16 protein-coding genes are annotated in these 23549 nt (G+C 57.0%); 6 read left to right on the top strand and 10 right to left on the bottom strand.

Annotation, left to right across the window (positions count from 1 at the left end; genetic code table 11):
- Nucleotides 1–99: 99 nt before the first annotated feature.
- Complete coding sequence (locus PT275_RS07195; RefSeq protein ID WP_277153718.1) at nucleotides 100–1935, top strand: ABC transporter ATP-binding protein; 1836 nt, start codon at nucleotides 100–102, stop codon at nucleotides 1933–1935.
- 340 nt (nucleotides 1936–2275) lie between these two features.
- On the opposite strand, the gene PT275_RS07190 is transcribed toward PT275_RS07195, so the two are convergent.
- Both PT275_RS07190 and PT275_RS07185 read right to left on the bottom strand, forming a co-directional pair.
- The gene (locus PT275_RS07190; RefSeq protein WP_277153717.1) at nucleotides 2276–4105 is read right to left on the bottom strand and encodes an MFS transporter; all 1830 of its coding nucleotides are present in this window, start codon (nucleotides 4103–4105) and stop codon (nucleotides 2276–2278) included.
- A gap of 356 nt (nucleotides 4106–4461) precedes the next feature.
- Entirely contained in the window at nucleotides 4462–5319 is an 858-nt protein-coding gene (locus PT275_RS07185) for a hypothetical protein (protein ID WP_277153716.1), read from the bottom strand.
- A gap of 203 nt (nucleotides 5320–5522) precedes the next feature.
- On the opposite strand from PT275_RS07185, the gene metG reads away from it, so the two are divergent.
- Nucleotides 5523–7403, top strand: coding sequence for a methionine--tRNA ligase (gene metG / locus PT275_RS07180; protein ID WP_277153715.1), 1881 nt, complete (start codon nucleotides 5523–5525; stop codon nucleotides 7401–7403).
- A gap of 628 nt (nucleotides 7404–8031) precedes the next feature.
- On the opposite strand, the gene PT275_RS07175 is transcribed toward metG, so the two are convergent.
- A complete protein-coding gene (locus PT275_RS07175; RefSeq protein ID WP_277153877.1) occupies nucleotides 8032–9666 on the bottom strand; it encodes a C1 family peptidase in 1635 nt (544 codons plus the stop codon).
- 304 nt (nucleotides 9667–9970) lie between these two features.
- Here PT275_RS07175 and PT275_RS07170 point away from each other — a divergent pair, with 304 nt between their 5' ends.
- Nucleotides 9971–10909: an aldo/keto reductase gene (locus tag PT275_RS07170; protein ID WP_277153714.1), complete on the top strand. Its 939-nt coding sequence runs from the start codon at nucleotides 9971–9973 to the stop codon at nucleotides 10907–10909.
- 126 nt (nucleotides 10910–11035) lie between these two features.
- Nucleotides 11036–11302 (top strand): hypothetical protein, encoded by a 267-nt coding sequence (locus PT275_RS07165; RefSeq protein WP_277153713.1) that lies wholly within the window; start codon nucleotides 11036–11038, stop codon nucleotides 11300–11302.
- Nucleotides 11303–11549: 247 nt separating this feature from the next.
- Here the strand turns inward: PT275_RS07165 and PT275_RS07160 are convergent, their stop codons facing one another.
- Both PT275_RS07160 and PT275_RS07155 read right to left on the bottom strand, forming a co-directional pair.
- Nucleotides 11550–12341: a nitroreductase family protein gene (locus PT275_RS07160; protein WP_277153712.1), complete on the bottom strand. Its 792-nt coding sequence runs from the start codon at nucleotides 12339–12341 to the stop codon at nucleotides 11550–11552.
- A 285-nt stretch (nucleotides 12342–12626) separates the two neighbouring features.
- A complete protein-coding gene (locus tag PT275_RS07155) occupies nucleotides 12627–13202 on the bottom strand; it encodes a DUF4235 domain-containing protein (protein ID WP_277153711.1) in 576 nt (191 codons plus the stop codon).
- 78 nt (nucleotides 13203–13280) lie between these two features.
- Here PT275_RS07155 and PT275_RS07150 point away from each other — a divergent pair, with 78 nt between their 5' ends.
- Nucleotides 13281–13979, top strand: coding sequence for a histidine phosphatase family protein (locus PT275_RS07150; protein WP_277153710.1), 699 nt, complete (start codon nucleotides 13281–13283; stop codon nucleotides 13977–13979).
- 116 nt (nucleotides 13980–14095) lie between these two features.
- Here PT275_RS07150 and PT275_RS07145 read toward each other — a convergent pair whose 3' ends face one another.
- Together PT275_RS07145 and PT275_RS07140 are read right to left on the bottom strand one after the other, a co-directional pair.
- Nucleotides 14096–15862 (bottom strand): glycoside hydrolase family 13 protein, encoded by a 1767-nt coding sequence (locus PT275_RS07145; RefSeq protein ID WP_277153709.1) that lies wholly within the window; start codon nucleotides 15860–15862, stop codon nucleotides 14096–14098.
- 189 nt (nucleotides 15863–16051) lie between these two features.
- Nucleotides 16052–17353 (bottom strand): LacI family DNA-binding transcriptional regulator, encoded by a 1302-nt coding sequence (locus PT275_RS07140; RefSeq protein ID WP_277153708.1) that lies wholly within the window; start codon nucleotides 17351–17353, stop codon nucleotides 16052–16054.
- Nucleotides 17354–17662: 309 nt separating this feature from the next.
- On the opposite strand from PT275_RS07140, the gene PT275_RS07135 reads away from it, so the two are divergent.
- On the top strand, nucleotides 17663–20176 hold the full coding sequence (locus PT275_RS07135) for a TIM-barrel domain-containing protein (protein ID WP_277153707.1): 2514 nt from the start codon (nucleotides 17663–17665) through the stop codon (nucleotides 20174–20176).
- Between the two features lie 230 nt (nucleotides 20177–20406).
- On the opposite strand, the gene PT275_RS07130 is transcribed toward PT275_RS07135, so the two are convergent.
- The 3 genes from PT275_RS07130 to PT275_RS07120 all read right to left on the bottom strand — a co-directional run bounded on the left by PT275_RS07130 (nucleotide 20407) and on the right by PT275_RS07120 (nucleotide 23530).
- Nucleotides 20407–21243 carry a carbohydrate ABC transporter permease gene (locus PT275_RS07130; RefSeq protein ID WP_277153706.1) on the bottom strand — a complete coding sequence of 279 codons (837 nt, stop codon included), beginning with the start codon at nucleotides 21241–21243 and terminating at the stop codon, nucleotides 20407–20409.
- Entirely contained in the window at nucleotides 21240–22094 is an 855-nt protein-coding gene (locus PT275_RS07125) for a sugar ABC transporter permease (protein WP_277153876.1), read from the bottom strand. The genes PT275_RS07130 and PT275_RS07125 overlap by 4 nt, the downstream gene beginning before the upstream one ends.
- Nucleotides 22095–22174: 80 nt before the next feature.
- Nucleotides 22175–23530 carry an ABC transporter substrate-binding protein gene (locus tag PT275_RS07120; protein WP_277153875.1) on the bottom strand — a complete coding sequence of 452 codons (1356 nt, stop codon included), beginning with the start codon at nucleotides 23528–23530 and terminating at the stop codon, nucleotides 22175–22177.
- Nucleotides 23531–23549: the final 19 nt, after the last annotated feature.

Genomic DNA, 23549 nt, shown 5'->3' with positions numbered 1-23549 from the left:
GGAGTATCGCAATAAAGTATTCGCCCTCCGCCGTTCCGGAATCGGCCAAACCGATTAGCAAAGCAAACAAAACGTTAGATTTATAGGAAAGTAGCCAAAATGCCAAGAATGAGGGGGCCGGTCGAGAAGCCGGCCGATTTCGGCGGAGTGATGCTCAAACTGGTGCGTTACTGCCGCAAATACCTGCCCGTCATCATCATCGCGCTCGTTTTGGGCGCGGCCGGCACCATCTGCCAGATCATCGGGCCGGACCAATTGAAGAACATGACCAACGCCATCGCCAAGGGTCTGCCTGCCTTGGTGCACGGCAAGCCCGTGATGGGCGCGGTCGATATGGGCGAGGTCACGCGTATCGCCTGGCTTCTGGTCGGCCTCTACGCCGGCTACGCCATCCTGGGCTACGCACAGCACTGGATGATGGCCACCGTCACCCAGCGCATCGGCCAGAACCTGCGCAAGTCGATCTCCGACAAGATCAACAAGCTGCCGCTCAAGTACTTCGACCACACCAGCTACGGCGACGTGCTCTCGCGCATCACCAACGATGTCGACGCCATCGGCCAGACGCTGGGCCAATCGCTGGGCATGCTGATCACCTCGACCACGCTCTTTATCGGGTCGCTGATCATGATGTTCTACAACAACGTCATCATGACGCTGTGCGCGATCGCCATCTCCGTTTTGGGCGTGGTCATCATGATGCTCATCATGCACTTCTCGCAGAAGTACTTCGCCCGGCAGCAGATCGCGCTCGGCGACGTCAACGGCCACGTCGAGGAGATGTACTCCGGCCATATCGTCGTCAAGGCCTACAACGGCGAGGCCGACTCCATCCGCCGCTTCGAGAAGTACAATAACGACCTCTACGATTCCGCATGGAAGAGCCAGTTCCTCTCGGGGCTGATGAATCCGATGATGAACATGATCGGCAACCTGAGCTTCGTCGCGGTCTGCATCGTCGGCGGCGCGCTCGCCATCAACGGCAAGATCGAATTCGGCGTCATCGTGGCCTTCATGATGTACGTCCGCCTCTTCACCCAGCCGCTTTCCCAGTTCGCGCAGGCCTTCCAGAACCTGCAGCGTTGCGCCGCAGCATCCGAGCGTGTCTTCGGCTTCCTCGAGGAGCCCGAGATGAGCGACGAGAGCGCCAAGCCCGCGCTGCTCGGCCGCGACCCGAAGACCGGCAAGCCCACCCGCGTGCGTGGCGACGTCGAGTTCAAGGACGTCAGCTTCGGCTATGAGCCCGGCAAGCCGATCATCCACGATTTCTCGGCGTCCGTCAAGGCCGGCCAGAAAATCGCCATCGTCGGCCCGACCGGTGCCGGCAAATCCACCATGGTCAATTTGCTGATGCGCTTCTACGACATCGACAGCGGCGCCATGTACATCGACGGCATCGACACCTCCACGGTCCCGCGCTCCAACGTTCACCAGCAGTTCTCGATGGTGCTGCAGGACACGTGGGTCTTCCGCGGCACGGTCAAGGAGAACGTCGCCTACGCGAAGAAGGGCGTCACCGACCAGCAGATTGAGGACGCGTGCAAGGCCGTCGGTCTTGATCATTACGTGCGCTCGCTGCCGCAGGGCTACGACACCGTGCTCGACGACAATTCCTCGCTTTCGCAGGGCCAGCGCCAGTTGCTGACGATCGCCCGTGCGATGGTGCAGAACGCGCCGATCCTGATTTTGGACGAGGCCACTTCGTCGGTCGACACCCGCACCGAGGAGCTGATCCAGAAGGCAATGGACGACCTGACCGTGGGCCGCACGAGTTTCGTGATCGCGCACCGCCTCTCGACCATCAAGGACGCCGACATGATCCTGGTGATGAACCACGGCGACATCGTCGAGCGCGGCACCCACGACGAGCTCTTGAAGAAGGGCGGCTTCTACGCCGACCTCTACAACAGCCAGTTCTCCACGCTGGTCGCCTAAGGCTGTGTTATGAGGATTAGTTTTGCGCGTCACTTATGACGACAAGTCTTTGAATCGATATGAGAAGCCGTTTGCCGCATCGAAATTTGCGCGCTCAACGGCTTCGCTATTATTGCTGGCAATTATTGATTTGAACTTACCGTTTTCTTGGCATATTGGTCAGTAGATGGTAAGTCAAGCGTCGAGTTCGGTGAACGTTGGAATTTTGCGGTTTTCCTGTATGGTATTAGCGAGGATTGGCCGTGAGCTTGGCACTTAACTTGGCATATTGGTCAGTGGGTTTCAGTTAAGTGTCAAGTCAACGTTCAGTTCAGGAATGACGATTTGGGTATATGAGGCTTCAGTCCTTGTCTTTTCCCGAATCGTCGCTGGCGGATTTATCTGAATGGGATTCAGACGCTTCGGTTGGTTTGCCCGAGTCCGATTTCGAGGCCGATTCCTTGGTTTTCTTGTCATCATCGTGAACGACTGGCTTGATGTTTTCAGGGCGCTGCGGGAGCGTCTGGCCCACCGGGATCTCCACGGTGATCATCGGCATCGGCATCGTGCTGGTGTCGAGGTTCGGGTTCTGTTCCTGGGTCAGCACGAGCTCGTGCGCCTCCTCCTCGCTGCCTACCGTCGGCATGGAACCGGGCAGCGGCGACTTGGAGGATTCGCGCATCACGATGGCGGCGATGCCGCTGAAGATGGCGAAGAACATGATGTAGAAGCCGGGGGCGTCGTGGTTGCCGGTGAAGGTGATCAGCGCCTGCGAGACCAGCGGTGTGGTGCCGCCGAACAAGGAAACCGCGAAGTTATAGGAAAGGCCCATGCCCGAGAAGCGGGATTCGGTGGGGAAGAGGGCCGGCAGCGTGCTTGCGGAGACGCCCGCGTAGAAGGCCACGGGGAAGGCGATCATCGCCAATGCGGCCTGAATCGACCAGAACGTGCCGTGATGCAGCAGCTGGAAGGCGGGGTAGACCAGGATGAAGGTCGAAATCACGGCGATGCCGTAAATCGGCTTGCGGCCGATGATGTCGGAAAGGTGGCCGATCAGCGGCAGGCACAGCGCCATGATGATGAGCACCGGCACCGTTGCGGCGGCAGCCATGGTCGGCGTGGTGCCGACTTCCTCGCGCAGGTAGGTCGGCATGTAGCTGGTGAGCACGTAGCCGGCGGTGTTGGTGGCTGCGACGATGGCGACGGCTATCAAGAGACGACGCCAGTGGCGCTTGATGACGTAGAGCATCGTGCCGGGGCGGTCCCAAGGCGATTCCTGCCTCCACGCGGCCTCCTGCGCCTCGTGCGACCAATGCTCTTGCTCTTCCTGCTGGCGCTCTTGGTGCGCCGCGAACTGCGGGGTTTCGGGGATGTGCGTACGCAGCGCCATCGCGAGGATTCCCAGCGGAATGGTCAGCAGATAGGGGATGCGCCAGCCGCCGTTGACCATGGCGTTCACACCCCAGCCGTTCTCGGCGATGGTGGTGGTGATGGCCACCATCGCGGCGCCGAACGCCGAGCCGATGTAGGAGCCCATATCAAGCCAGGCGCTGTAGAAGCCGCGCTTGCGATCGGGTGAGAATTCGGAGATGTAGGTGGTCGCGCCGGAGTATTCGCCGCCGGTCGAGAAGCCCTGCACCATCTGCAGCGCGTAAAGCGGCACGATGGCCCACACGCCGATCTGCTTGCTGGTCGGCAAAATGCCGATGAGCGCGGTGGAGACCACCATCATGCCCATCGTCAGGAACAGTACCTTCTGCCGCCCAACGCGGTCGCCGAGCGGGCCGAGAATGATGCCGCCCAAAGGCCGGACGAGGAAGCTTACCGCGAAGCCCAAAAGCATCACGATAAGGCTCATGCTTTTCGGCAGGCCGCTGGTGAAAACGCTCGCCATCGTCACCGCAAGGTAGCCGTAGATGCCGAAATCGTACCATTCCATGAAATTGCCGACCACGGTGCCGGCGATGGCCTGTTTCAATGTCTTTTCCTGAACGACGGTGATGTCCTTTTCGCGCAGGAACTGGCGGCGGACGTGGATCTTCTGCATTTGTGGTTCGCTGGCTTCGTTTGGCTGGGAACTGGAACCAATGTGCATTACATGTTTCACACTTTGAATCGGGTGTACACCATGTGAGACGTGTTTCGAGCGTCCAGCATTTTGGTTTTCTCCCTGATTTGCTGGTGATGACATGACGAGGCCGTCCTTTCAATGCGCACTACAACTCAACCCATAGGCATTAGCGTAATTACACTATGATAACCACCTTGTCTGTCCAATTCCATTGGTGGGCATAATCGCCGATCTGTGTGCTGCCGGTTTGCACGTTTGCAGATACTTGGCGAACGGCTTCATGCAGATTTACGGCTTGCTGCCAGAAGCCGTTTGTCTATGGTCGTCCAGCAAGCGTTTTCCGGCATCTTTTCTGGTTTATGTGAGAAATCGTTCGTTTGCGGCTGTTCAGTAACGGTTTCATGCGGATTTGCGGACGAATGTGAGAAACGCTTGTGTTTATGGCCTGTATCCGCTTCACGATTTGCCGGTCGCGTTCACAGGCAATACTGAACCGCTTTGAAAAATTGCCGTGCCTGTGGCACGTTCGGCCAGAAATGGTTCTTTTCCAATATTTCAAGGCATTGTGAGGAATCGATATGATATTCCTCCATGATGGCGCAGGTCAGCTCTGCGCGGCGTCTGTCGGGTATGGTGGCGCTGCTCATCAGTGCGATGTCGCAGGCCGTTCTGGTCGGCGAGGTCACTTTCAGCCCGGCGATGGTGCTTATTTGTCCATCGGGGACGCAGCGATTGTACGTCTTGATCGGCCGGCCGTAGACCATCGAGCGGAAGTGCGATCCGGAGATGATGTCGATGACGTCGGGGAATCTGCCGCTCATCCACACCCACAGGGCGGTGCGACCGCAGGCGATGCATTGACTTGGCACGACTTTGGTCATGATGATGCCCCTGCCGAAAAGCGTGTCGGAATATTCGGCGAGGTAGGCGTTGATATCGTCGAGGCGACGTACCGCGCCAAAATCGTCGAGACGGTTCATGCTTAAAGGTCCGGGCAAGTCACGGTAGCTCATGAGCATCGGCATGGTCCGATTGACGGGTGCGGGCACTGTATTCGTGCTGGCGTTGCCGATATTTCCTGGGGCGCTATGATCGACGGGATTTAGCGTGTTCGGCTCGAAGCGCTTGTTTTGATTGTTCTTGTTGCCGAAAGTGACGGCTTTGCGATTGCGTTGCTTTCGACCTAGGATGCCGGGTCTGCCTGTGCTTTTGCCTTGGCTTGCGTGTGACTTGGTGTTTGGCGGCGGTCGGCCGGTGCCAAGATGGTTGCCTGCGTTCGCGGTTTGGCGGGTGCTGGCGTGGTCGGTGTGCTGTGTGGTTGTTGTAGCGTTCATGTCTGCAATATAGATAGGTCACCATAGCCTCGGCAAATCGAAAATTGCAAAAAGTGGACATGTGGATAACTGGCGACTCGACTTTGAAAATTGTGGACGACACGGTCAACAAGTCGGCTTGTTTCACTGATCGTCTCAATTCCATTGACAATCTTTAAGGAAATATCGCGGGCTGTCCCCGCTGGGCCCAATAATCAGTAGTTATGACTCATATTTTGGTGAACGTTGCATGGCCGTACGCGAACGGCCCGCGCCATATCGGACACGTGGCTGGTTTCGGCGTGCCCTCCGACGTGTATGCGCGCTACGAGCGCATGAAGGGCAATGATGTCCTGATGGTTTCCGGCACCGACGAGCATGGCACCCCGATTCTGGTTGAGGCGGACAAGGAGGGTGTGAGCCCGCAGGAGCTGGCAAATCGCTACAACCGCGTCATTGCCAAGGATCTTTGCGATCTCGGCCTGAGCTACGATCTCTTCACCCGCACCACGACGGGCAATCATGAGCACGTCGTGCAGGAGCTGTTCAAGCAGTGCCTCAAGAACGGTTACATATATAAAGGGACGCAGAAGGTCGCGATTTCGCCTTCCACCGGCCGTACCCTGCCAGACCGTTATATCGAGGGCACTTGCCCGATCTGCGGGGCCGACGGCGCTCGCGGCGACCAGTGCGACAACTGCGGCAACGAACTTGACCCGGACGAACTGATCAACCCGGTTTCCAAGATCAACGGCGAGACCCCGAATTTCAAGGAGACCGAGCACTTCTTCCTCGATTTGCCGGCACTCGCGGAGGCGAACCTCGCGTGGCTGAAGACCCGCAAGGGCTGGCGTACCAACGTCATCAACTTCTCGCTGGGCCTGTTCAAGGAAGTCAAGCCGCGTGCCATTACCCGCGACATCGATTGGGGCATCCCCGTGCCGGTCGACGGTTGGATCGACAACCCCAACAAAAAACTCTACGTCTGGTTCGATGCGGTCATCGGGTATTTGTCCGCCTCCATCGAATGGGCCCGCCGCAAAGGCGACCCGGAGGCATGGAAGAAGTGGTGGAACGACCCGAAGTCCCCGGCTTATTACTTCATGGGCAAAGACAACATCACCTTCCATTCCCAGATCTGGCCTTCCGAGATACTCGCCTACGACGGCGAGGGCTCCAAGGGCGGCGAGCCTGGTGAATACGGCAAGCTCAACCTGCCCGAGCAGGTCGTGGCCAGCGAGTTCATGACGATGGAAGGCAAGAAGTTCAGCTCATCGCGCGGCATCGTCATCTATGTCAAAGACATTCTGGCGCGCTATCCCGTTGACGCCGTTCGGTATTACATTTCTGTGGCCGGCCCGGAGACTTCCGACGCCGACTTCACGTGGTCCGAGTTCGTTCGTCACAACAATGAAGAGCTTGCGTCCAGCTGGGGCAACCTGGTCAACCGCGTCGCCAACCTCATGTACAAGGACTTCGGGGAAATTCCGGAGCTTGATGAAGACTCGATGACCGCCGAGGACCGTGCGTTGCTCGAGGAGACGGCCACCGCTTTCGATGAGGTTGGCGGACTTATCGAGCACCATCACCAGAAGAACGCCCTTAACGAGGCCATGAAGGTCGTTGGTGACATCAACAAGTACATCTCCGCGGTCGAGCCGTGGAAGATCAAGGACGACCCGAAGCGCCTCGGCACTGTGCTGCACATCTGCGCGCAGGCCGTTTCCGACGCGAACCACCTGCTTGCCCCATTCCTGCCGCATTCCGCGCAGAAGGTCTGGGAGGCGCTTGGCGGTGTGGGCACGTTCTCGCCATTGCCGCGTATCGAAGAGGTCGAGGATCTCGACAAGCCCGGTTTCAAGTATCCGATTATCACCGGAGACTACAAGCTTGGCCGCACTGTGCATCCGTGGCAGAGCGAGCCGCTTATCGTCGGCACCCCGATTCCCAAGCCTTCGCCCATCTTCCAGAAGATTCCGAAAGAGGCCGTCGGCGAAGAGCTGGCTCGCTTCGAAGCCGATCTCGCTGCCCGCAAGGAGGCCGAGGCCAAGCGTTTCGAAGAGGCCAAGGAAAAGCTGGCAAAGGAAGAAGAGAAGTCCGAGTAAACGCTCTTCGATAATCTTTGGTATCGCAATAGGGATATACGAATAACGATAGAAAGCAAACCCCGCCGTGATGTGTGTCAACGGCGGGGTTTGTGCTTTGAGCTGAGCTTTTGAAGCTGTGGTGTCCGGACGTAGATCTGTTTTGCTGCGTTGTTTATCGTATAGATGAGTGTGATTTGTTTGTTTGTTGCATGGAAAAGTGCCTGCAGTCACATGTCCAAGCTTTATTGTTACAAAATCATTACAGTTTTCACAGGCTTCTTTGAGTTGCGCGCATCGTTTCTCCAAGGAAGATGTTGTTATATTAGAGATGTCAGCAGTTAAACTGCTGACGAGATTCTTCTTTGAATCCCATAATTGAACCTTCTTCTCTCTTCTCTCGCCCGGCGGCTTTCTCTCCGCCGGGCATCTCTTTTCTTAGATGTTTCGATGAGCGGTGGCTCTGTTTGCGCGTGCTGGTTCTGTTCGTAAAACAGGTTTTCTGATTGTAATGGCCCCGCTGGTTTTCTGCAGTGTTGGTCTTATTGCGGAATTGGCGCAGCGAAATTGGCACAGTCTGTAGTACTGGCCAAATCTGTTGTGTGCAAGTCGACTCCTTAAGTGGACTCAGTTCGCACGTTTTAGGATCTCAGTCGCAACGAGCGCTGAGTGCTTCCCACGGCTCAAGCACAACTGGCTTGTCCGTCGAGGCTTTGAGCGTCTTATCGTCCAGGAATTCCTTGCGGATGATGACCTCGCTGACGAACTGGTCGAACCATTCGCCGTCAGCCACGTAATAACCGTCCTTGCCATTCTCCTTGCCCCAGCTGTTCTCGATTTTCCAACGGTTTGGATTGCCGTCCTCGTCAAGGTTCACGCCGGTGATGGTCATGGCATGGTTGCTCGGGTAATCGCCGTATTCGAGGCCGTTTGCCTTGTCGATGCTGAAATCGGTACCGAACAGCTCATCGACGCGTACGACTTTTTTGCTGAAGTAGCCGCTGTCGCGCAGGCTGTATTGCATGCAATCGCAGGCGAACCAGATTGGGTGTCCGGCTTTCACCTGCTCCACCGCAGACCGACGCAGCACGTCGATCGGCACGTTGACGAAATCAAGGTTGCCGGTTTCAACCACATTGGTCGAATATTTGAGCTGGAAATGGGTGTAGAACGGGCGCGTTTCCATGGGATTGTTGCAAACGGTTACGAAATCATTGACGTCCACCGGCACATACTTGTGGTAGAACTCGAGCGGCGTGATGTCGTGCTCCACGATCTGCTTGCGTTCGTCGATGCCGGGTTCTCCCTGCATCGATTTTTCAGCCTTATTGCCTGCGCTTTCGACTGTTGCGCTTATGGCAGGGTCGCTGGCGATGGATGGGTTTGCAACGGTTTCGGCGTCGGCATCATCAGAAGTTTCGTTTCCGCCTCGATTGCCGGGCTTGTCTGAACGTCCAGAATCCTTGGAAGATGCCTTGTCCTGTCTGGCTTTGCCGTCGTTGCCGTTTTCGTCATTATCGCTGTCTTTGACGCGGGCTCGCCAATCGAACTTGGTCGGCGGTTCTCCCAGCGAAATGGCGCAGATGCGATAGACGTCTTCCATATACTGCTTTTTGAGTTTCCGCAGTTCGTCCATGGCCATGCCATCTTTGTGATTCTTACGCAATTGAATCGCGAACCGGTGCAACTTTGTGGTCAGATATTGTGTGAACGCGTCGGAATTCTTGGAATTTGCGGATTCCGGATATGCCGATTTCGGTACCAGCCCGTATTTGTTGACCAGGTTGACGAACATCTGCCACCATCCGCCGTCATCGACCGGATAGCTGTTGATCGCCTCGAACGTCCGGCTGTCTGTGGACTCATCAAGTGTGGCGAGCACATTCTCCAAATAGGTGTTCGCCTTCTCGAACTTGTCCCAGAAGAACAGATAGGTTTCGGAGAATTCGAAATCCTCCAGCTTCCACCGGTGCATCAGCTCATAGCGCAGGGTGTTGAGCGAGGCGAACATCCAGCAGCGCCCGCTTTGCCGCTGGTTGGTGATGGTGCCCTGCTTGAGCTCGATCGAAAAATCGTGTGTCAGCTCGCGCGCGCCCTCGTAGCTGGTTGCCGCCTTGAGCACACCGTTCTCGACCGCCGCGTTCGCTGCGACGTGGTTGGCTCGCGCTGCGTTCCCCGTGTTGTAGTTTTCGCTGTACCCACGAACGTCCTCAACACGTATCGCCTTCGCGCTGTTGCTTTCGTTTGCCCTATCGTTGCTGTTTGTCTTGTTGCTATTGGTCATGTTCCAATTGCCTCTCGCATTATCTGCGCTCATTGTTTTTCGTATGCTCATATCTTATCGTGGTGTCTGTCTTGAACGTTCTTATGCATTTGTGGCGTCGAACGGGCATAGAATATCGAGCTGATTGACATGCGGTTGCAAAATTGCAAGCCTTCAGGTTGAATGGTCGGATTTTCGCAATATTTACGATTTGAACGGTCGGAAAATGTATGAAACCAGCACCTCAACTATTGGAAAATCGCATTTCGCGGTCACGCCCTAGACTGGGGTTATCGGTGGAAAACCAAGGAAGGTACAGGTAATAATGAAATATAGTGAACTCGGAACGTCGGGCGTGAAAGCCTCGCGTGTCGCCTTGGGAGCGATGCGCATGAACGCGAAAAGCGCGGACGAGGCGAAAGCCGTTGTCCGTACAGCGTTGGACGGCGGCGTCAACTTTTTCGATACCGCGGATTGCTATACGGCCGGCGAGAGCAGCAGACGGCTTGGCTGGGCGCTCAAGGACGTCGGCGTTGACCGCAGCAAGATCTATGTGCAGACGAAGTTTGGCATTTACCGTGATCCGGCGAGCGACAAGATCACTCGTTACGATTTTTCCAAAAAACATTTGGTCGCTGCGCTCGACAGTGAGTTGAAGAATCTGCAGACCGACTATGTCGATTTCGTGCTCCTTCACCGCCCCGATACACTCGTTGATCTTGATGGGCTGGCCGAGGCGTTCAATGAGCTGCAATCAAGTGGCAAGGTGCGTCATTTCGGTGTCAGCAATGTGAACCCGATGCAGGTCGAAATGTTGCAAAGTGCGCTGGACGAGAAGCTTGAGGTCAACCAGTTGCAATTTGGGCTTGGCCACACCGGCATGGTGCAGCAGGAGTTTCATGTCAATATGCAGGACGCGCCGAGCGTCGATCATGACGGCGGGCTGATCAGCTACTCGCGCCTCAAGAAAATGACTATTCAGGCGTGGAGTCCGTTCCAGTTTGGTTTCTTTGAGGGCGTTTTCATCGACAATCCCAAGTTCCCTGAGCTCAATAAGGTGCTCCAGCGCGTGGCAGATGCACACGGCGTGGCGAAGAATGCCATTGCCGTGGCGTGGATTCTGCGTCATCCGGCCAAGATGCAGGTGCTGCTCGGTTCGATGACCCCGAGCCGCTTGCGGGAGATGATGGCCGGAGCTGACGTCGAGATCAGCGCTCAGGAATGGTACGACCTCTACGTCGCCGCCGGCAACGATCTGCCGTAAATTCGTATCTGTAAATACTGAAAACCGTTCATTTGTATCTTCTCGGTGAACGGTTTCCTGCATTTGCATACACCCGTGCCGAGAAGCGTTCGGCCTGCTGTAATCCCGCGTTGATAGGGTGGTTACGTGCATTATTTCACCCCGAAACGTTGCGCCAGCTCGCGCAAGATCATCTACCACGACAAGGCTCAGGCCGAGCGCGCCGCCCGGCAGGCCTTCATCGAGCGTGATGCCGAGCTGTGGGTCTATCGGTGTGACTATTGCGGCGGTTGGCACTTGACGCACCACGATCCCAAAGAGGAACAGTTCCTGCGCGGCGTCAGCGCCCAGGCCGCGGCGCAGCGTGCCAAACACCATTCCCGCAAACGTGGTTTCAAGCCCCGTCGGCGATAGCTAACGTCTCTTCATATATAAAGTCACGAATCTGTATACAGTGCACTTTTCCGTCATCGCTGTCGAAAAGGTGCGATTAGGCGTTTTCAACGTGTATGTTTTTGACACCGGCGTTAGAAAAGTGCCGGTTGAATCTCGTGAAGTGCATGTTTCTATGGAGAATGTCGAAACATGCCAATGCATTTGTGCAAAGTGCCCTTTCTCGGCACTAGTACAAGAAAGGGCACTTTTAGGAATCGAATTAGGTTCAGTGGTCCAAGCGGAAGCCTTGGTCTTTGGCAACCGGTTCGACACAACGATCGAGAACGCCGGGATCGACGGAATTATTGGCGATTTGGTCGCTGAACGCGTCCACCGGACGGGAAGTGTTGCGCAAATCGTAATACTTATGGACGGTGGCGTCGAATTCATCAAGTCCGTGGAGCAGCTGCTCGTCGTCGGCGGGATAGCGGTCGACGAAGAATTGGTCGTCTCGTTCCATACGCGGCTTCAGGGTCGGCGACTGGTCCGGCTTGCCGATGGCGAGTCCCAGCACCGGGTAGGTGAATTCGGGCAGGTGCAGCAGTTCGATGAGCTTGCGCGGGTTGTTGAGCACGGAACCGAGGATCACGCAGCCCAAACCGAGGGAATACGCGGCCGTCTCCATGGCGTGCAGCGCAAATGCGGCGTCGTTCTGGGCTTGGGTGAAGCGATAGCTGGAGTTCAGGGTGAATTCGTCGGAGTGGACGTCGACGCCCTTGCGCTGGGCGATGGCGGCGTTGCGGTGCTCGTCGGCGACAAACAGATACAGCAGCGGGGCCTCGCCCACATAGGTCTGATGGCTGATTTCGACGATGGCATCCTTGAGCCGCTGATCCTCGACGCGAATGGCCGACCAGTCCTGCAAATATTGGCTGGATGCGGCGTGCTGTGCCACGGTTTCCAGGGTGGCAATGGTTTGCTCGTCGATTGCGTCCGGCTTGAACTTGCGGATGGAACGGCGGTTGAGCAGCGTTTCGATGGTTTCGTTGGTGCGGAGATTGTCTGATGATTCGGTCATAGCCATATTCTCGCAGAAACTGGCGAAATATGGTAACGTTTTTTCACTCTGAGTCATGCGATAAACGTGATTTTGACGTCTATTTATAAATTGATAAATAGTATCTGAAAACCATGCCCTGGTGAACGTTTTCTCGCATAAGCCGGTTCAGATGCAGAAAGCGACTCACAAAGCAGCTGCGGATGAGCGGTTTTCAGTTTTCCGATGCCGTATGCGTGAAACCGTTCGATAACCGATGATTGGCGCGTGCCTGTTGGCGTCCTGCCTGCGCCGCGTTTTCAGTGGTTACTTTCCGCTGCGTCGGTTTTGACGGCGGGTGACCAGCGCGTTGGAGCCTCGCGTGCCCAGCGTGGAGATGACGGAACCGAACGCCGCCGAGGCGGCCGCGAAAATGACGCTTGCAATGAACCCTTGCTGCTGGGCGTCCTCGGCGGTGTCCCCCGCCGCTTTGCGCCGGTTGGTGACCTGGCTGTCCCAAATGGTTTTGAATATCTTGCCGGCCAGCGCTCCCAGAACAGTAGGCAGTACGATTTTGACGATTTTGTCACCCAATGTATCTGGGTCTTGCAAACGGTTCTGACGCATGGTTTCTACTTTCTGGTCGACGCGATGGAGGCTTTCGACGATGCGGTCGGCGGATGATGAAGTCGGTGGAGTAGTCGGACCTGTCGGACTCGTTGGAATCGATGACGGTGACGACGATGGTGAATCCGAAAAGGCTTCAGAAGACGGCACTTGGTCTGTGGAATCTGTTTTAGCCGAGACCGAAGGCATGAAGGAATCCCATTCCGGCATGCCGGGATGTTTGGCGGCTTCCTTGTCGGCTTCTTTCACCGCGTTTTTGCTGTGACGTGCGTGCATGTCTCCATGATAGACGGCGCACTGTCCGTGACTGTCCTCTGTTTTGCCGACGTGCGTAGTCTGGGTTACAGTGGCGGTATGAGTGATTATCTTACTTCAGGCGAGGATGCCTCGAAACCCGGTTACTTGGTGCTGTTGCGTCACGGTCAGACCGCGTGGAGTGTCAGTGGGCAATATACCGGGCATACGGATGTGCCGTTGAACGAAGAGGGGCGGCGGCAGGCGATGGCCGGTGGAAAACGATTACGTGAGGCCTTTCCGGAGGGTTTCGGACCTGGTCATATTTTCTCCAGCCCTCTGCATCGTGCCAGCGAAACCGCACAATTGGCGGGTTATTCGGATTTTCAGACGCTTGACGATTTGCAGGAGTGGGATTACGGTCCCGCCGAAGGCCGCAAGCGTGAGGAAGTCAGCGATGTGCTCGGCCACGATTGGTGCGTATGGGACGAAGGCCCCGAGAAGTTACCAGCCAAAATGCAAGGCGATTGGACTTGCACGCTTGACGAGGGCATCACGGTGGATGTACATGACGGAGTGGGAGAAACCGTTGACCAGGCCGCCGCGCGTGCCCGTCGGGTCATCGCCAAGGTGACTCCGCTGATTCTGGCTGGCCACAACGTCCTGCTCGTCGCTCACGCCCATATCCTGCGCATCGTCACCACCCAGTGGCTTCGCGTCGACCCGCATTCCGGTCGTCTGCTGCGTTTCGACACGGCCCATCACTCCGTTCTGGGCTACTACAAAGGCGATCCCGTCATCGTCCGCTGGAACGTGTGAGGCTATGACGTTTAACAATGAAGAAAACGCCTTGTCGCGTAAGTAGCGACAAGACAAACATATAAAAAAGTGCTCTGGACGGAAGTTATTGGTCCAGAGCACTTTTGTATTACTTGTTACTTGTCAAGCAACATCCAGGCGCTCGCATCCTGCGGCAGGCCGCCGTCGGCGTCGAGTTCGGCCGACGTCATGACGATGCGTCCCTTTGGCAACGCGACCGGAGCCGCGCCGAAATTGGTGACGCTGGCGAACGTGGCCGGCGAACCGTTGGAGATGGCCGGGCGCGTGTAGGCGATGACGTCGCCGCCCATGTTGAGCCAGTCGAGGCTGTCGTGGTCGCCGGTCACGGTGAGCATTTCGGCGCGATCCTTCAGCGCCGAGCGGTACAGCGTCAGCATCGAAGTCGGGTCCTTGGCTTCCTTATCGGCGGCAAAGTCCTTGAACCACAGAGGCTGCGGCAGGTGCGGATCGGCGGCAGGCTTGCCGTCGGCCTTGGTGGCGGGGGAGAAACCGAACGAGGCTCCCTCGCCGAAAGTTCCGTCCTGGCTCCAGGAAGCCGGCTTGGGTTCGTCGCCCGCGATCCACGGCAGCGGAACGCGGCAACCGTCACGGCCCTTGTCGCTGGCGGCTTTGCTGGTACGGAACGGCGTCGGATCCTCAAGCCTGTCCCACGGAATGTCGGACACCTCGAAAAGCCCCAATTCCTCGCCTTGGTAGATGTAGACGGAGCCCGGCAGGCCCATCTCCATCAGGACGGCGGCACGGGCACGGCGTGTGCCAAGCTCACGGTTTTCGGTGTAGGTCTTGCCGTCGCGCAGCAGCCAGTCCTTGCCGATCTGCCCGTTGACCTGCGGCAGGGCGTAACGGGTGGCGTTGCGTATGATGTCATGGTTGCTCATCACCCAAGTCGAGGTCGATCCGTTGGTGAGGGCGGCATTCTCGAGGCCTTCGGTGATGGCCTTGCGCATGTCGTTCACGTTCCAGCGTGCCTTGGCGAACTCGAAATTGAAGACCTGGCCGAGCTCGTCGGTGGAGGCGTAAAGATGCTGGTGTTCCGGGCGCACCCAGGCCTCGGCGACGGCGAAACGCGGCGGGTTGTACTCGTTGAAGACCTGACGCCATTCCTTATAGATGTCGTGGACTTCCGGGCGATCCCACATCGGGTTGTCTTCATCGTTGTAACCATCGCCCTGCACGGCGTATTCGCGGCCGAGCTCTTCCAGGGATTTGCTTTCGAAGTCTTTGGCCAGGCCGTGGGCCACGTCGATGCGGAATCCGTCGGTGCCATGGTCGCTCCAGAAGCGGAACGTCTTCTTGAATTCCTCATGGATATCGGGGTTCTCCCAGTTCACGTCCGGCTGTTCGCGCGCGAAGATATGGAAGTACCACTGGCCGTCATCGACACGTTCCCAAGCCGGGCCGCCGAAAAGCGACTGCCAGTCGTTTGGCGGCAGTTCGCCGTTCTTGCCGCGCCCCTCGCGGAAGATATAGCGGTCGCGGGCGGCCGATCCGCGTCCGGCCTTCAAAGCTTCCTTAAAGAAGCGGTGCTTGTTGGAGGTGTGGTTCGGTACGATGTCGACGATCACCTTGATGCCGGAGCCATGCGCCGCGGCGACCATCTTGTCGAAGTCGTCCATCGTTCCGAGGCGTGGGTCGACGTTGCGGTAGTCGATCACGTCGTAGCCGCCGTCGGCCAGATCGGAGGGGTAGAAGGGCGAAAGCCAGATTGCGTCCACGCCCAGGTCTTTCAGATAATCCATCTTTTCGGTGATGCCGGCGATGTCGCCCAGCCCGTCGCCGTTGACGTCCTTGAAGCTGCGTGGATAGACCTGATAGACGACGGCCTGCTTCCACCAGTCGTCGCGCATGTTGTTAGCGGTCATGATTTCCTTTCACCGGTTGCGTGGGTAGCGTATCGGTATTGTTGAATAGCCTTTGTTTTGACAACGTTATCATATTTGTAATTATTGTGATTATATATCTTAAAGATTAAAATAAATCATGCTATTGACCACGTTGCCAGTATAGAGCAAAACATGAACGTATGCGAACGGGCCGCGGTGTTTCGTAGCTTACGCCTTGCCGCGATAAGCGGGCGTGGGCACGTAGGCGTATGAAGACGTTTTCACGGTGGGGCGAAGGGGCGAATACGCCGACGGGGCCGAGTTCTCATCTGTCGTCGATTGAGCAGTTGCGCGACCATCGGAAACCGTTGGCGGTGCCGTCGTGTTGCGCAGCATCAGCGGCACATCGAAAACGGTGTAGTGGTTGTCGTCGTCCGTTGCTCCGGAGTCGGTCTTGATTCTGCTTATGCCGTTTCTGCCCGATTCGTCCGTATTTGTAGAAGCCGAATCCTTTAAGTCGTAGGTTGTGGGTTCGGGTTCCGTCCCGCCTGAGTTGTCAGCAGCCGCGGAATCCGCATCGGCCAAGCCTTCGCCGGACTTATTGCCCATCGCGAGCAGGGTTTTGCGCGCCGCTTCCACGCCGAGCCGATATGGATTCTGGTGCAGAGTGGTCAGGCCGATCTGCCCGGCGAGCTCGATATCGTCGAATCCGACCACCGACAAATCGCGCGGCACCTCACGTCCGTACTGGTGCAGCCGGTAGACGATGGGCAGGGCGAGCTCGTCTTTGATGATGCAGACCGCAGTCAGGCGCGGCTTGGCGGTCAGGATGCCGTTGATGGCGTTGTCGACGAAATGGCTATCGGAATCGAACAATAATATTTGCGGACGCACGTCAGAGTGTTCGCGGCAGGCGTCGGCAAACCCTTGCAGACGCGATTCGGCGCTGTAGCGAAGTTGGCGATGATTGGCCTGCCCGATATAGCCGATGTCGCGATGTCCGAGTGCGGCCAGATGGTCGACGGCGGTGTGCATGGCGCCTTTGTCGTCAATACCGACGGTCGCATCGAAGCCTGCCGAAGAGGGCACATTGATGCCGACAATCGGTACGTGCATGGTTTTGAGGCGTTTGACCTCTTCCGGATCGATGTCGAATGAATCGACGATGACCGCGTCGACATTGCGGCGTACCGGAAGGTTCATGAAGAAATCGCGGCGCTCGTCGGTGGTGGTCATCGTGTAAACCGAAACGTCATACCCTGCCGGATGGAACACCGAATCAAGGCCCGCAAAGGCGTGCGCGTCGAACCAGGTCGACACTCCGTCGCTGGTGAGCAGGGCGATGCGCATGGTCTGCCCGCTTTTGAGCGCCGCCGCGGAACGGGAGATGTGGAAACCAAGTCTTTCGGCCGTTCGCGTCACTTTTTCCCGCGTCCGTGGCGCGACAAGCTCCGGCTTGGTGAACGTGCGCGAGACGGTGGAAATCGAAACTCCCGCGGTCTTGGCGACTGTCTGTATGTCTGCTGCCATATTTCGCCTTGCTGTTGTTTTTCCTTTAATTATATGCTGCGGCGCCGTTTACGCGATTTGACGGCTGGAGGCAGGCAGGGCGGCCGTTCTGGAATTTGCGGTACATAAGCCGATCGGTAAGTGGCATAGCTTGATACGTTTGTTTATGATTGGGTAAAATATCCCGCAAGCGTTCGCAAAAGCAATAATGCCGGAAAATCAATGTAAATTGATTTACACCTTACAGTTTCGCAAGATTTCTGCAAGCGCTGTCATTATCCTGTTTTACAATGGTTCTTGTTTATCTCGGCTTTTTAAAGGAGATTGTGTATGTCGGCGTTCCCGCAACTAAGGACGAATCCCGCCATGGATCCGGCCTGCGTCATTCAAGGCGACCAATGGAGGATAGGCATCATTACGGATTCGCTGCTTCGCTTGGAATGGCAGGAGCAGGGTGAATTCGAGGACGACGCCACGCAGGTTGTCGTCAACCGAAACTGGGGTGCCAAACCGCAATTCACGCAGACCGTCATCGACGGCCAGCTTGTCGTCGACACCCCGCACCTGAGCCTCACCTACGACATGGGTCCCTTCAGCAAGGAGGGGCTGAGCGTCGTCGCGAAAGGCGTCCGCTATTCCCAGTCGAATACGTGGAACTACGGCGAGGTGCAGCGCGGCAACCTGGGTGGAACCGCGCGCACCCTTGACGGTGCCGACGGCGCGGTTCCTCTGGGCACCGGTGTGATCTCCCGCGACGGCTGGGCGGTGATGGACGATTCGAAGTCGAATCTCATCGTCGACATGCCCGAAGTGCGCGGGCAGAAGAATCCGTTCAAGACTTGGATCCAGCCCCGCGAGCACGGCGGCATTGATATTTACGTCTTCGCATACGGCCACCGCTATATCGACGCGGTCGCCGATTATTACAGGCTTACCGGCGAGACCCCGCTGCTTCCCCGCTTTGTGCTGGGCAACTGGTGGAGCCGCTACCACAAGTATTCCGAGTCCGAGTATTTGTCGCTTATGGATCGTTTCGATCGGGAAGGGCTACCGTTCACCACGGCGGTCATCGATATGGATTGGCATCGCGTCGACGACATCGACCCGAAGTACGGCTCCGGCTGGACCGGCTATTCGTGGAACCGCAAGCTCTTCCCCGACCCGCCCCGCTTCCTTTCCGGGCTGCACAAGCGCGGGATAAAGACGACGCTGAACATCCATCCCCGCGACGGCATCCGCGCGTTCGAAGACCAATACCCTGAGGTCGCTGAGAGCATGGGCATCGACAAGAATAGCGGTATGCCGGTCAGCTTCGATCTGACAAGCCCGAAGTTCATGCAGGTCTATTTCAATCTGCATCACAAGCTGGAAGACGAAGGTGTGGATTTCTGGTGGCTGGACTGGCAGCAAGGCGGAGCGTGCAGGCAAAAGGGCCTGGATCCGCTCTGGATGCTGAACCATATGCATTACCTTGATTCCGGTCGTGATGGCCGCTGGCCGCTGACGTTCTCGCGTTTTGCCGGCCCCGGTTCCCATCGTTACCCGGTCGGTTTCTCCGGCGACACGATCGTCACCTGGAAATCGTTGCAATTCCAACCTTATTTCACTGCGACGGCCAGTAACATCGGCTACGGCTGGTGGAGCCACGACATCGGCGGGCACATGTTCGGCTACCGCGACGAAGAGCTGCAGGCGCGCTGGTACCAGTTGGGCACATTCAGCCCGATCACCCGTCTGCACTCCACGGCGTCCTCGTTCAACGGCAAGGAACCGTGGAACTTCCGCACCGAGACCAGGCAGGCGATGACTAAAGCCTTGCGTTTGCGGCAGGAGCTCATTCCCTACCTGTACACCATGAACTGGCGTGCGCATACGCAAGGCCGTCCTCTGGTCGAGCCGATGTATTGGCAGAGCCCGGAGAACATCGAAGCGTACAGCGTGCCGGACGAGTTCAGGTTCGGCACCGAGCTCGTCGCCGCGCCGATCACCAGTCCGATGGACAGGGATGCGCAGAGGGCCAAGGCCAACGTGTGGCTTCCGCAGGGAACATGGTTCGACTTCTTCACCGGCCGCAGGTATGAGGCCAGTGAAGAGGCCGGTCGCAGGTTTGAAGCCTGGCGTGGCCTGCAGGATGTGCCGGTGTTCGCCAAGGCCGGTGCCATCGTCCCGCTGCAGCCGTTGGATGATGAAAACGGCCGCATCAATTCCGTTGACAATCCGCGTCATCTGCGTGTGCTGGTTTTCCCCGGCGCTGACGGCTCGCTCGATATGTACGAGGATGACGGCATTCACGATGACGGGTCGGTGTCGGCCACGACGGCGATTCGCTACGAATCTGTGGCCGAAGGCGGCAAAGGGTCGCGTTTGGTCATCTCCAGCCCTGCTGGCAGCCAGGAGTGCCTGCCGGAACTTCGCGATTGGACCCTTGTCTTCCGTGGCGTCGAGGAGCACAACGTTCCCAAAGTCTTTATCGACGGTGTTTCAGCACAATCGGATAGCCAATACGATGCCGAGACGTTGAGCCTGAGCGTGCATGTCGCCGACGTTCCCAGGAGCGCGGAGATTTCGCTCGTGTTTGCCGATCGTCTTGGGTTTGGCGAGGACAGGTGCCTCGATGACGCCTATCAGGCGCTGTACGACGCCCAGATCGGCTATCGCGCCAAGGACGCTGCCGCTCCCATCATCAAGCAGTACGGCAGAAACGTGATCCCCTCGCTGTATAGCCTGGACGGCTCGAAGGAAGGCGCGGACCCGATGAACGAGGAAGACAGCACGGACAACGCGCGTATTCCCGATACCGTGATTCGTGCCATGGCAGAGCACCTTCTGCGCACCGGCGAGTGATCGCGTCTATATAATTCAATAAAAAGGTGGGGCACCGGCAGAAGTGATTGCCGGTGCCCCACCTTTATGCTTTTCCACGCATCGGTTATAAGGGGCTATACTCAACGTTTCGGGCTGGGGTCCGTCCATTCCAATCATCCCGTTGGCGTTCAGTGCCATTGAAAAATCCCGTATGCGCCTTCAAACGCATACGGGATTTGTATTGGGGAATCCTTAAGAATCCTTGTGGATCAGCCCTTCACGGCACCAGCGGCGATGCCGCCGATGATGTACTTCTGGCAGAGCACGTAGAAGATCATGATGGGGATGATCGCCAGCACGAGGCAGGCCATCATGGCGCCCATATCCACGGTTCCGTACCCGCCGCGCAGATACTGAATCGTGATCGGGATGGTCTTGAAGCGCTGCATATCCAGTGTCAGATATGGCAGCAGGTAGTCGTTCCAGACCCACATGGTCTCAAGAATGGCCACGGAGATGATGGTCGGCTTCATCATCGGAACCACGATGGTGAAGAAGGTGCGCAGCGTGCTGGCACCATCGATCATCGCCGCCTCTTCGACTTCCTGCGGAATCGACTTGACCACGCCGGTGAAAATGAAGACCGGCAGGCCTGCGCCGAAGCCCAGGTAGATGAACCACAGGCCCCAAGGGGTGTTCATGTTGAACATATCGGCCAGTTTGGAGAGCGGATACATCACCATCTGGAACGGGACGATCATGTCGAGCAGGAAGAACACATAGATGAACTTGGCGAACCAGGTGTTGACGCGCACGATCCACCATGCGCACATCGAAGTGCAGATGAGGATGAACGCAACCGTTCCCAGGGTGATGATCAGCGACCACAGGAAGCTGGAGAAGAAGCTGGTCTTCGCGATGCCGTCCGTGTAGTTGCTGAACCCTGCGTTCATCTTCCCGGTAGGGAGTTTGAACGTGTCGGTGGAGATGAAGACCTTCTGCTTGAAGGAGTTGACCAGCACCAGGATGATCGGGAAGATCCAGGCCAGCGAAATGATGGCGAACAAAGTGGTCCAGAACGGACCATGCTTGATTTTCTGGTTCATGCTTGTGTCTCCTTGCTTGTGGTCAGCCAGTTCTGGAGAATGGCGATGATCGAGACCAGGATCAGGAACACCACGGCCTTGGCCTGGCCTACGCCTTCAAAGCCGGGGCGGCTGTAGAACGTGCGGTAGATATTGAGTGCCAGCAACTCCGAGGTGTTGGAAGGCGCGCCGTTGGTCAGCGCGAGGTTCTGATCAAACATCTTGAAGCCGTTGGTGACGGTGAGGAACGAGCAGACAGTGATGCTGGGCATCATCATCGGCAGCGTGATGTGGAAGAGCACCTGCCTCGGGGAGGCGCCGTCGACTTCTGCCGCCTCGATCAGGTCGGTGGGCACATTCTGCAGGCCGGCGATGTAGATGACCATCATGTATCCGATCTGCTGCCAGCAGACCAGGATGACCATGCCCCAGAACCCGTATTTGGAATTGTAGGTCAGGGAGATGTTCCAATGTGCCAGAACGCCGTTGAGCAGCAGCTGCCAGATATAGCCGAGCACGATGCCGCCGATGAGGTTGGGCATGAAGAAGATCGACCTGAAGAGCTTGGCACCGGCCATCGCCTTGGTGAACATGTAGGCGACGAAGAACGCCGCGATGTTGATAAGCAGGGTTGTGACAATTGTGAACTCTAGGGTGTAGACAAACGCATGGGCGAATTCATTGTCCTGGAACGCCTTGCGGTAGTTGTCAAAACCGACCCACACGGCGTCGGTGATGGTGGTGAATTTTGTGAAACTTAAATAGATGCCGGAAATCAGTGGGACAATGAAGCCCATAAGAAAAGCGGCTAACGTTGGGAAAACAAACAGCGGCCACCAACGGCGAATGGCGCGCCCAGTCATTGTAATCATCATAAACCTATTCGTAAATCAGACGATACGGGATTCGAAATGGGCCAGCGACCCGTAGCCGCTGGCCCATGGAGCAACTGTTAGTTGTTATACGTGAGCTTGTATTCCTTGGCCCAGTTTTCGGTGTAGACCTTTTGCACAGCGTCCCAGCTTCCGCTTCCCTGAGCGTAGTTGAGCAGCGCGGCCTTCAGGTCGTCTTCCCACTGGTGGGAGGGATCGGGAACGAGCACGGTGTCCTTCTTGCCGGCCTTCTGGTAGGCAAGGTTGTCGAGAACCAGCGGATTGGTGGTCTGATACTTTGCGTCCTCGAACGTCTTGAACGGCGTGACCAGACCCATGTCCTTGGAAATGGTGGTACGGGACTTGTCGGAGGTGATGAGCCACTTCAGGAACTTCTGGGTGGCTTCCTGATCCTTCTTGGAGACCTTCGAGTTGATGCACCAGTAGTTGCTGATGACCTGAGTCAGGCCGTGGTCTTCCTCGCCGGGGATGCCCATATAGATCGGCAGCACGCCCATGTCGGCGTCCTGGACGGACTGGCCCTTGATCTGGGTGTAGCTCCAGACGCCGTTCTGATAGAACACGGACTGGCCGGTGGCGAATTCGGCGCTGGAATCATCCATGGTCTTGCCGGAGATGGCGCTGGGGGCGATAGTGGCATCCTTGATATAGAGATCGTAGATGTTCTTCATGTCGTTGACATACGTGCCCTTGAGCGAGGACGGGGTCTTGGTGATGTCCTTGTTTTCCTTTTCGGCTTCATAGAACACCGGAAGGGTGGCCATATGGTAGTCGTAACGGAACGCGGAGGATGTGTCCATACCGGCGGAAGAGAACGCGCCCTTAACGCCGAGATCGGCCTTGTGGGCCTGGATTTCGTCGGCGGCGGTCTTCAGCGCCTTGAAGTTGTTGAGATTGTCAATCGACTTGACGGTTGACCAAGGAGCGTCGAAGTACTTCTTCAGAAGCGCCTTGTTGTAAATGATGCCGTAGCTTTCCACGGCGTACGGAATGGCGATCGGCTTGCCTTGCGAATTCTTCAGCGCCTTGTTCTTGGTGTTGTCATTGAGCTGCTTGTAGACTTCCGAGTCCGACATATCGATGGCGTAATCGGCCCAGCCGTTCATGAAGCTGGGGCCATCGGCCTGGAACATGGTCGGAGCCTGTTTCTTGGCCATCTCGCTCTTAAGGGTGGAATCATAATCCTGGCCACCGGTCTGAATCTGAACCGGGATGCCGGTTTCCTTCGAGAACTCCTGGCCGAGCTTCACCCAGGACTTCTGCTCTTCGGCCTTTTTGTTCAGGTAATAGACGCGGCCATTGGCATCATCTTTCGATGAGCTGCTTGATGATCCGCAAGCGCCGAGTGTTCCCACTGACAGCGCTAGCACACAGGCGATCCCCAAAGCCTTGGTCCACGAGCCAAATTGTTTCATCTTCACTGTTACCTCCATG

The sequence above is a fragment of the Bifidobacterium sp. ESL0745 genome (assembly GCF_029433335.1).
Classification (GTDB): domain Bacteria; phylum Actinomycetota; class Actinomycetes; order Actinomycetales; family Bifidobacteriaceae; genus Bifidobacterium.
Note: the sequence above shows the minus strand (reverse complement) of the source record. Positions and strands in the feature narration are given on the sequence as shown.

What these genes read in the sequence shown, in the direction of transcription:
- PT275_RS07185 (WP_277153716.1), bottom strand. Translation starts at nt 5,319, where the DNA reads ATGAACGCTACAACAACCACACAGCACACCGACCACGCCAGCACCCGC.
- PT275_RS07170 (WP_277153714.1), top strand. Translation starts at nt 9,971, where the DNA reads ATGAAATATAGTGAACTCGGAACGTCGGGCGTGAAAGCCTCGCGTGTC.
- PT275_RS07120 (WP_277153875.1), bottom strand. Translation starts at nt 23,530, where the DNA reads ATGAAACAATTTGGCTCGTGGACCAAGGCTTTGGGGATCGCCTGTGTG.
- metG (WP_277153715.1), top strand. Translation starts at nt 5,523, where the DNA reads ATGACTCATATTTTGGTGAACGTTGCATGGCCGTACGCGAACGGCCCG.
- PT275_RS07190 (WP_277153717.1), bottom strand. Translation starts at nt 4,105, where the DNA reads ATGTCATCACCAGCAAATCAGGGAGAAAACCAAAATGCTGGACGCTCG.
- PT275_RS07155 (WP_277153711.1), bottom strand. Translation starts at nt 13,202, where the DNA reads ATGCACGCACGTCACAGCAAAAACGCGGTGAAAGAAGCCGACAAGGAA.
- PT275_RS07175 (WP_277153877.1), bottom strand. Translation starts at nt 9,666, where the DNA reads ATGACCAATAGCAACAAGACAAACAGCAACGATAGGGCAAACGAAAGC.
- PT275_RS07140 (WP_277153708.1), bottom strand. Translation starts at nt 17,353, where the DNA reads ATGGCAGCAGACATACAGACAGTCGCCAAGACCGCGGGAGTTTCGATT.
- PT275_RS07150 (WP_277153710.1), top strand. Translation starts at nt 13,281, where the DNA reads ATGAGTGATTATCTTACTTCAGGCGAGGATGCCTCGAAACCCGGTTAC.
- PT275_RS07135 (WP_277153707.1), top strand. Translation starts at nt 17,663, where the DNA reads ATGTCGGCGTTCCCGCAACTAAGGACGAATCCCGCCATGGATCCGGCC.
- PT275_RS07125 (WP_277153876.1), bottom strand. Translation starts at nt 22,094, where the DNA reads ATGATTACAATGACTGGGCGCGCCATTCGCCGTTGGTGGCCGCTGTTT.
- PT275_RS07195 (WP_277153718.1), top strand. Translation starts at nt 100, where the DNA reads ATGCCAAGAATGAGGGGGCCGGTCGAGAAGCCGGCCGATTTCGGCGGA.
- PT275_RS07160 (WP_277153712.1), bottom strand. Translation starts at nt 12,341, where the DNA reads ATGACCGAATCATCAGACAATCTCCGCACCAACGAAACCATCGAAACG.
- PT275_RS07145 (WP_277153709.1), bottom strand. Translation starts at nt 15,862, where the DNA reads ATGACCGCTAACAACATGCGCGACGACTGGTGGAAGCAGGCCGTCGTC.
- PT275_RS07130 (WP_277153706.1), bottom strand. Translation starts at nt 21,243, where the DNA reads ATGAACCAGAAAATCAAGCATGGTCCGTTCTGGACCACTTTGTTCGCC.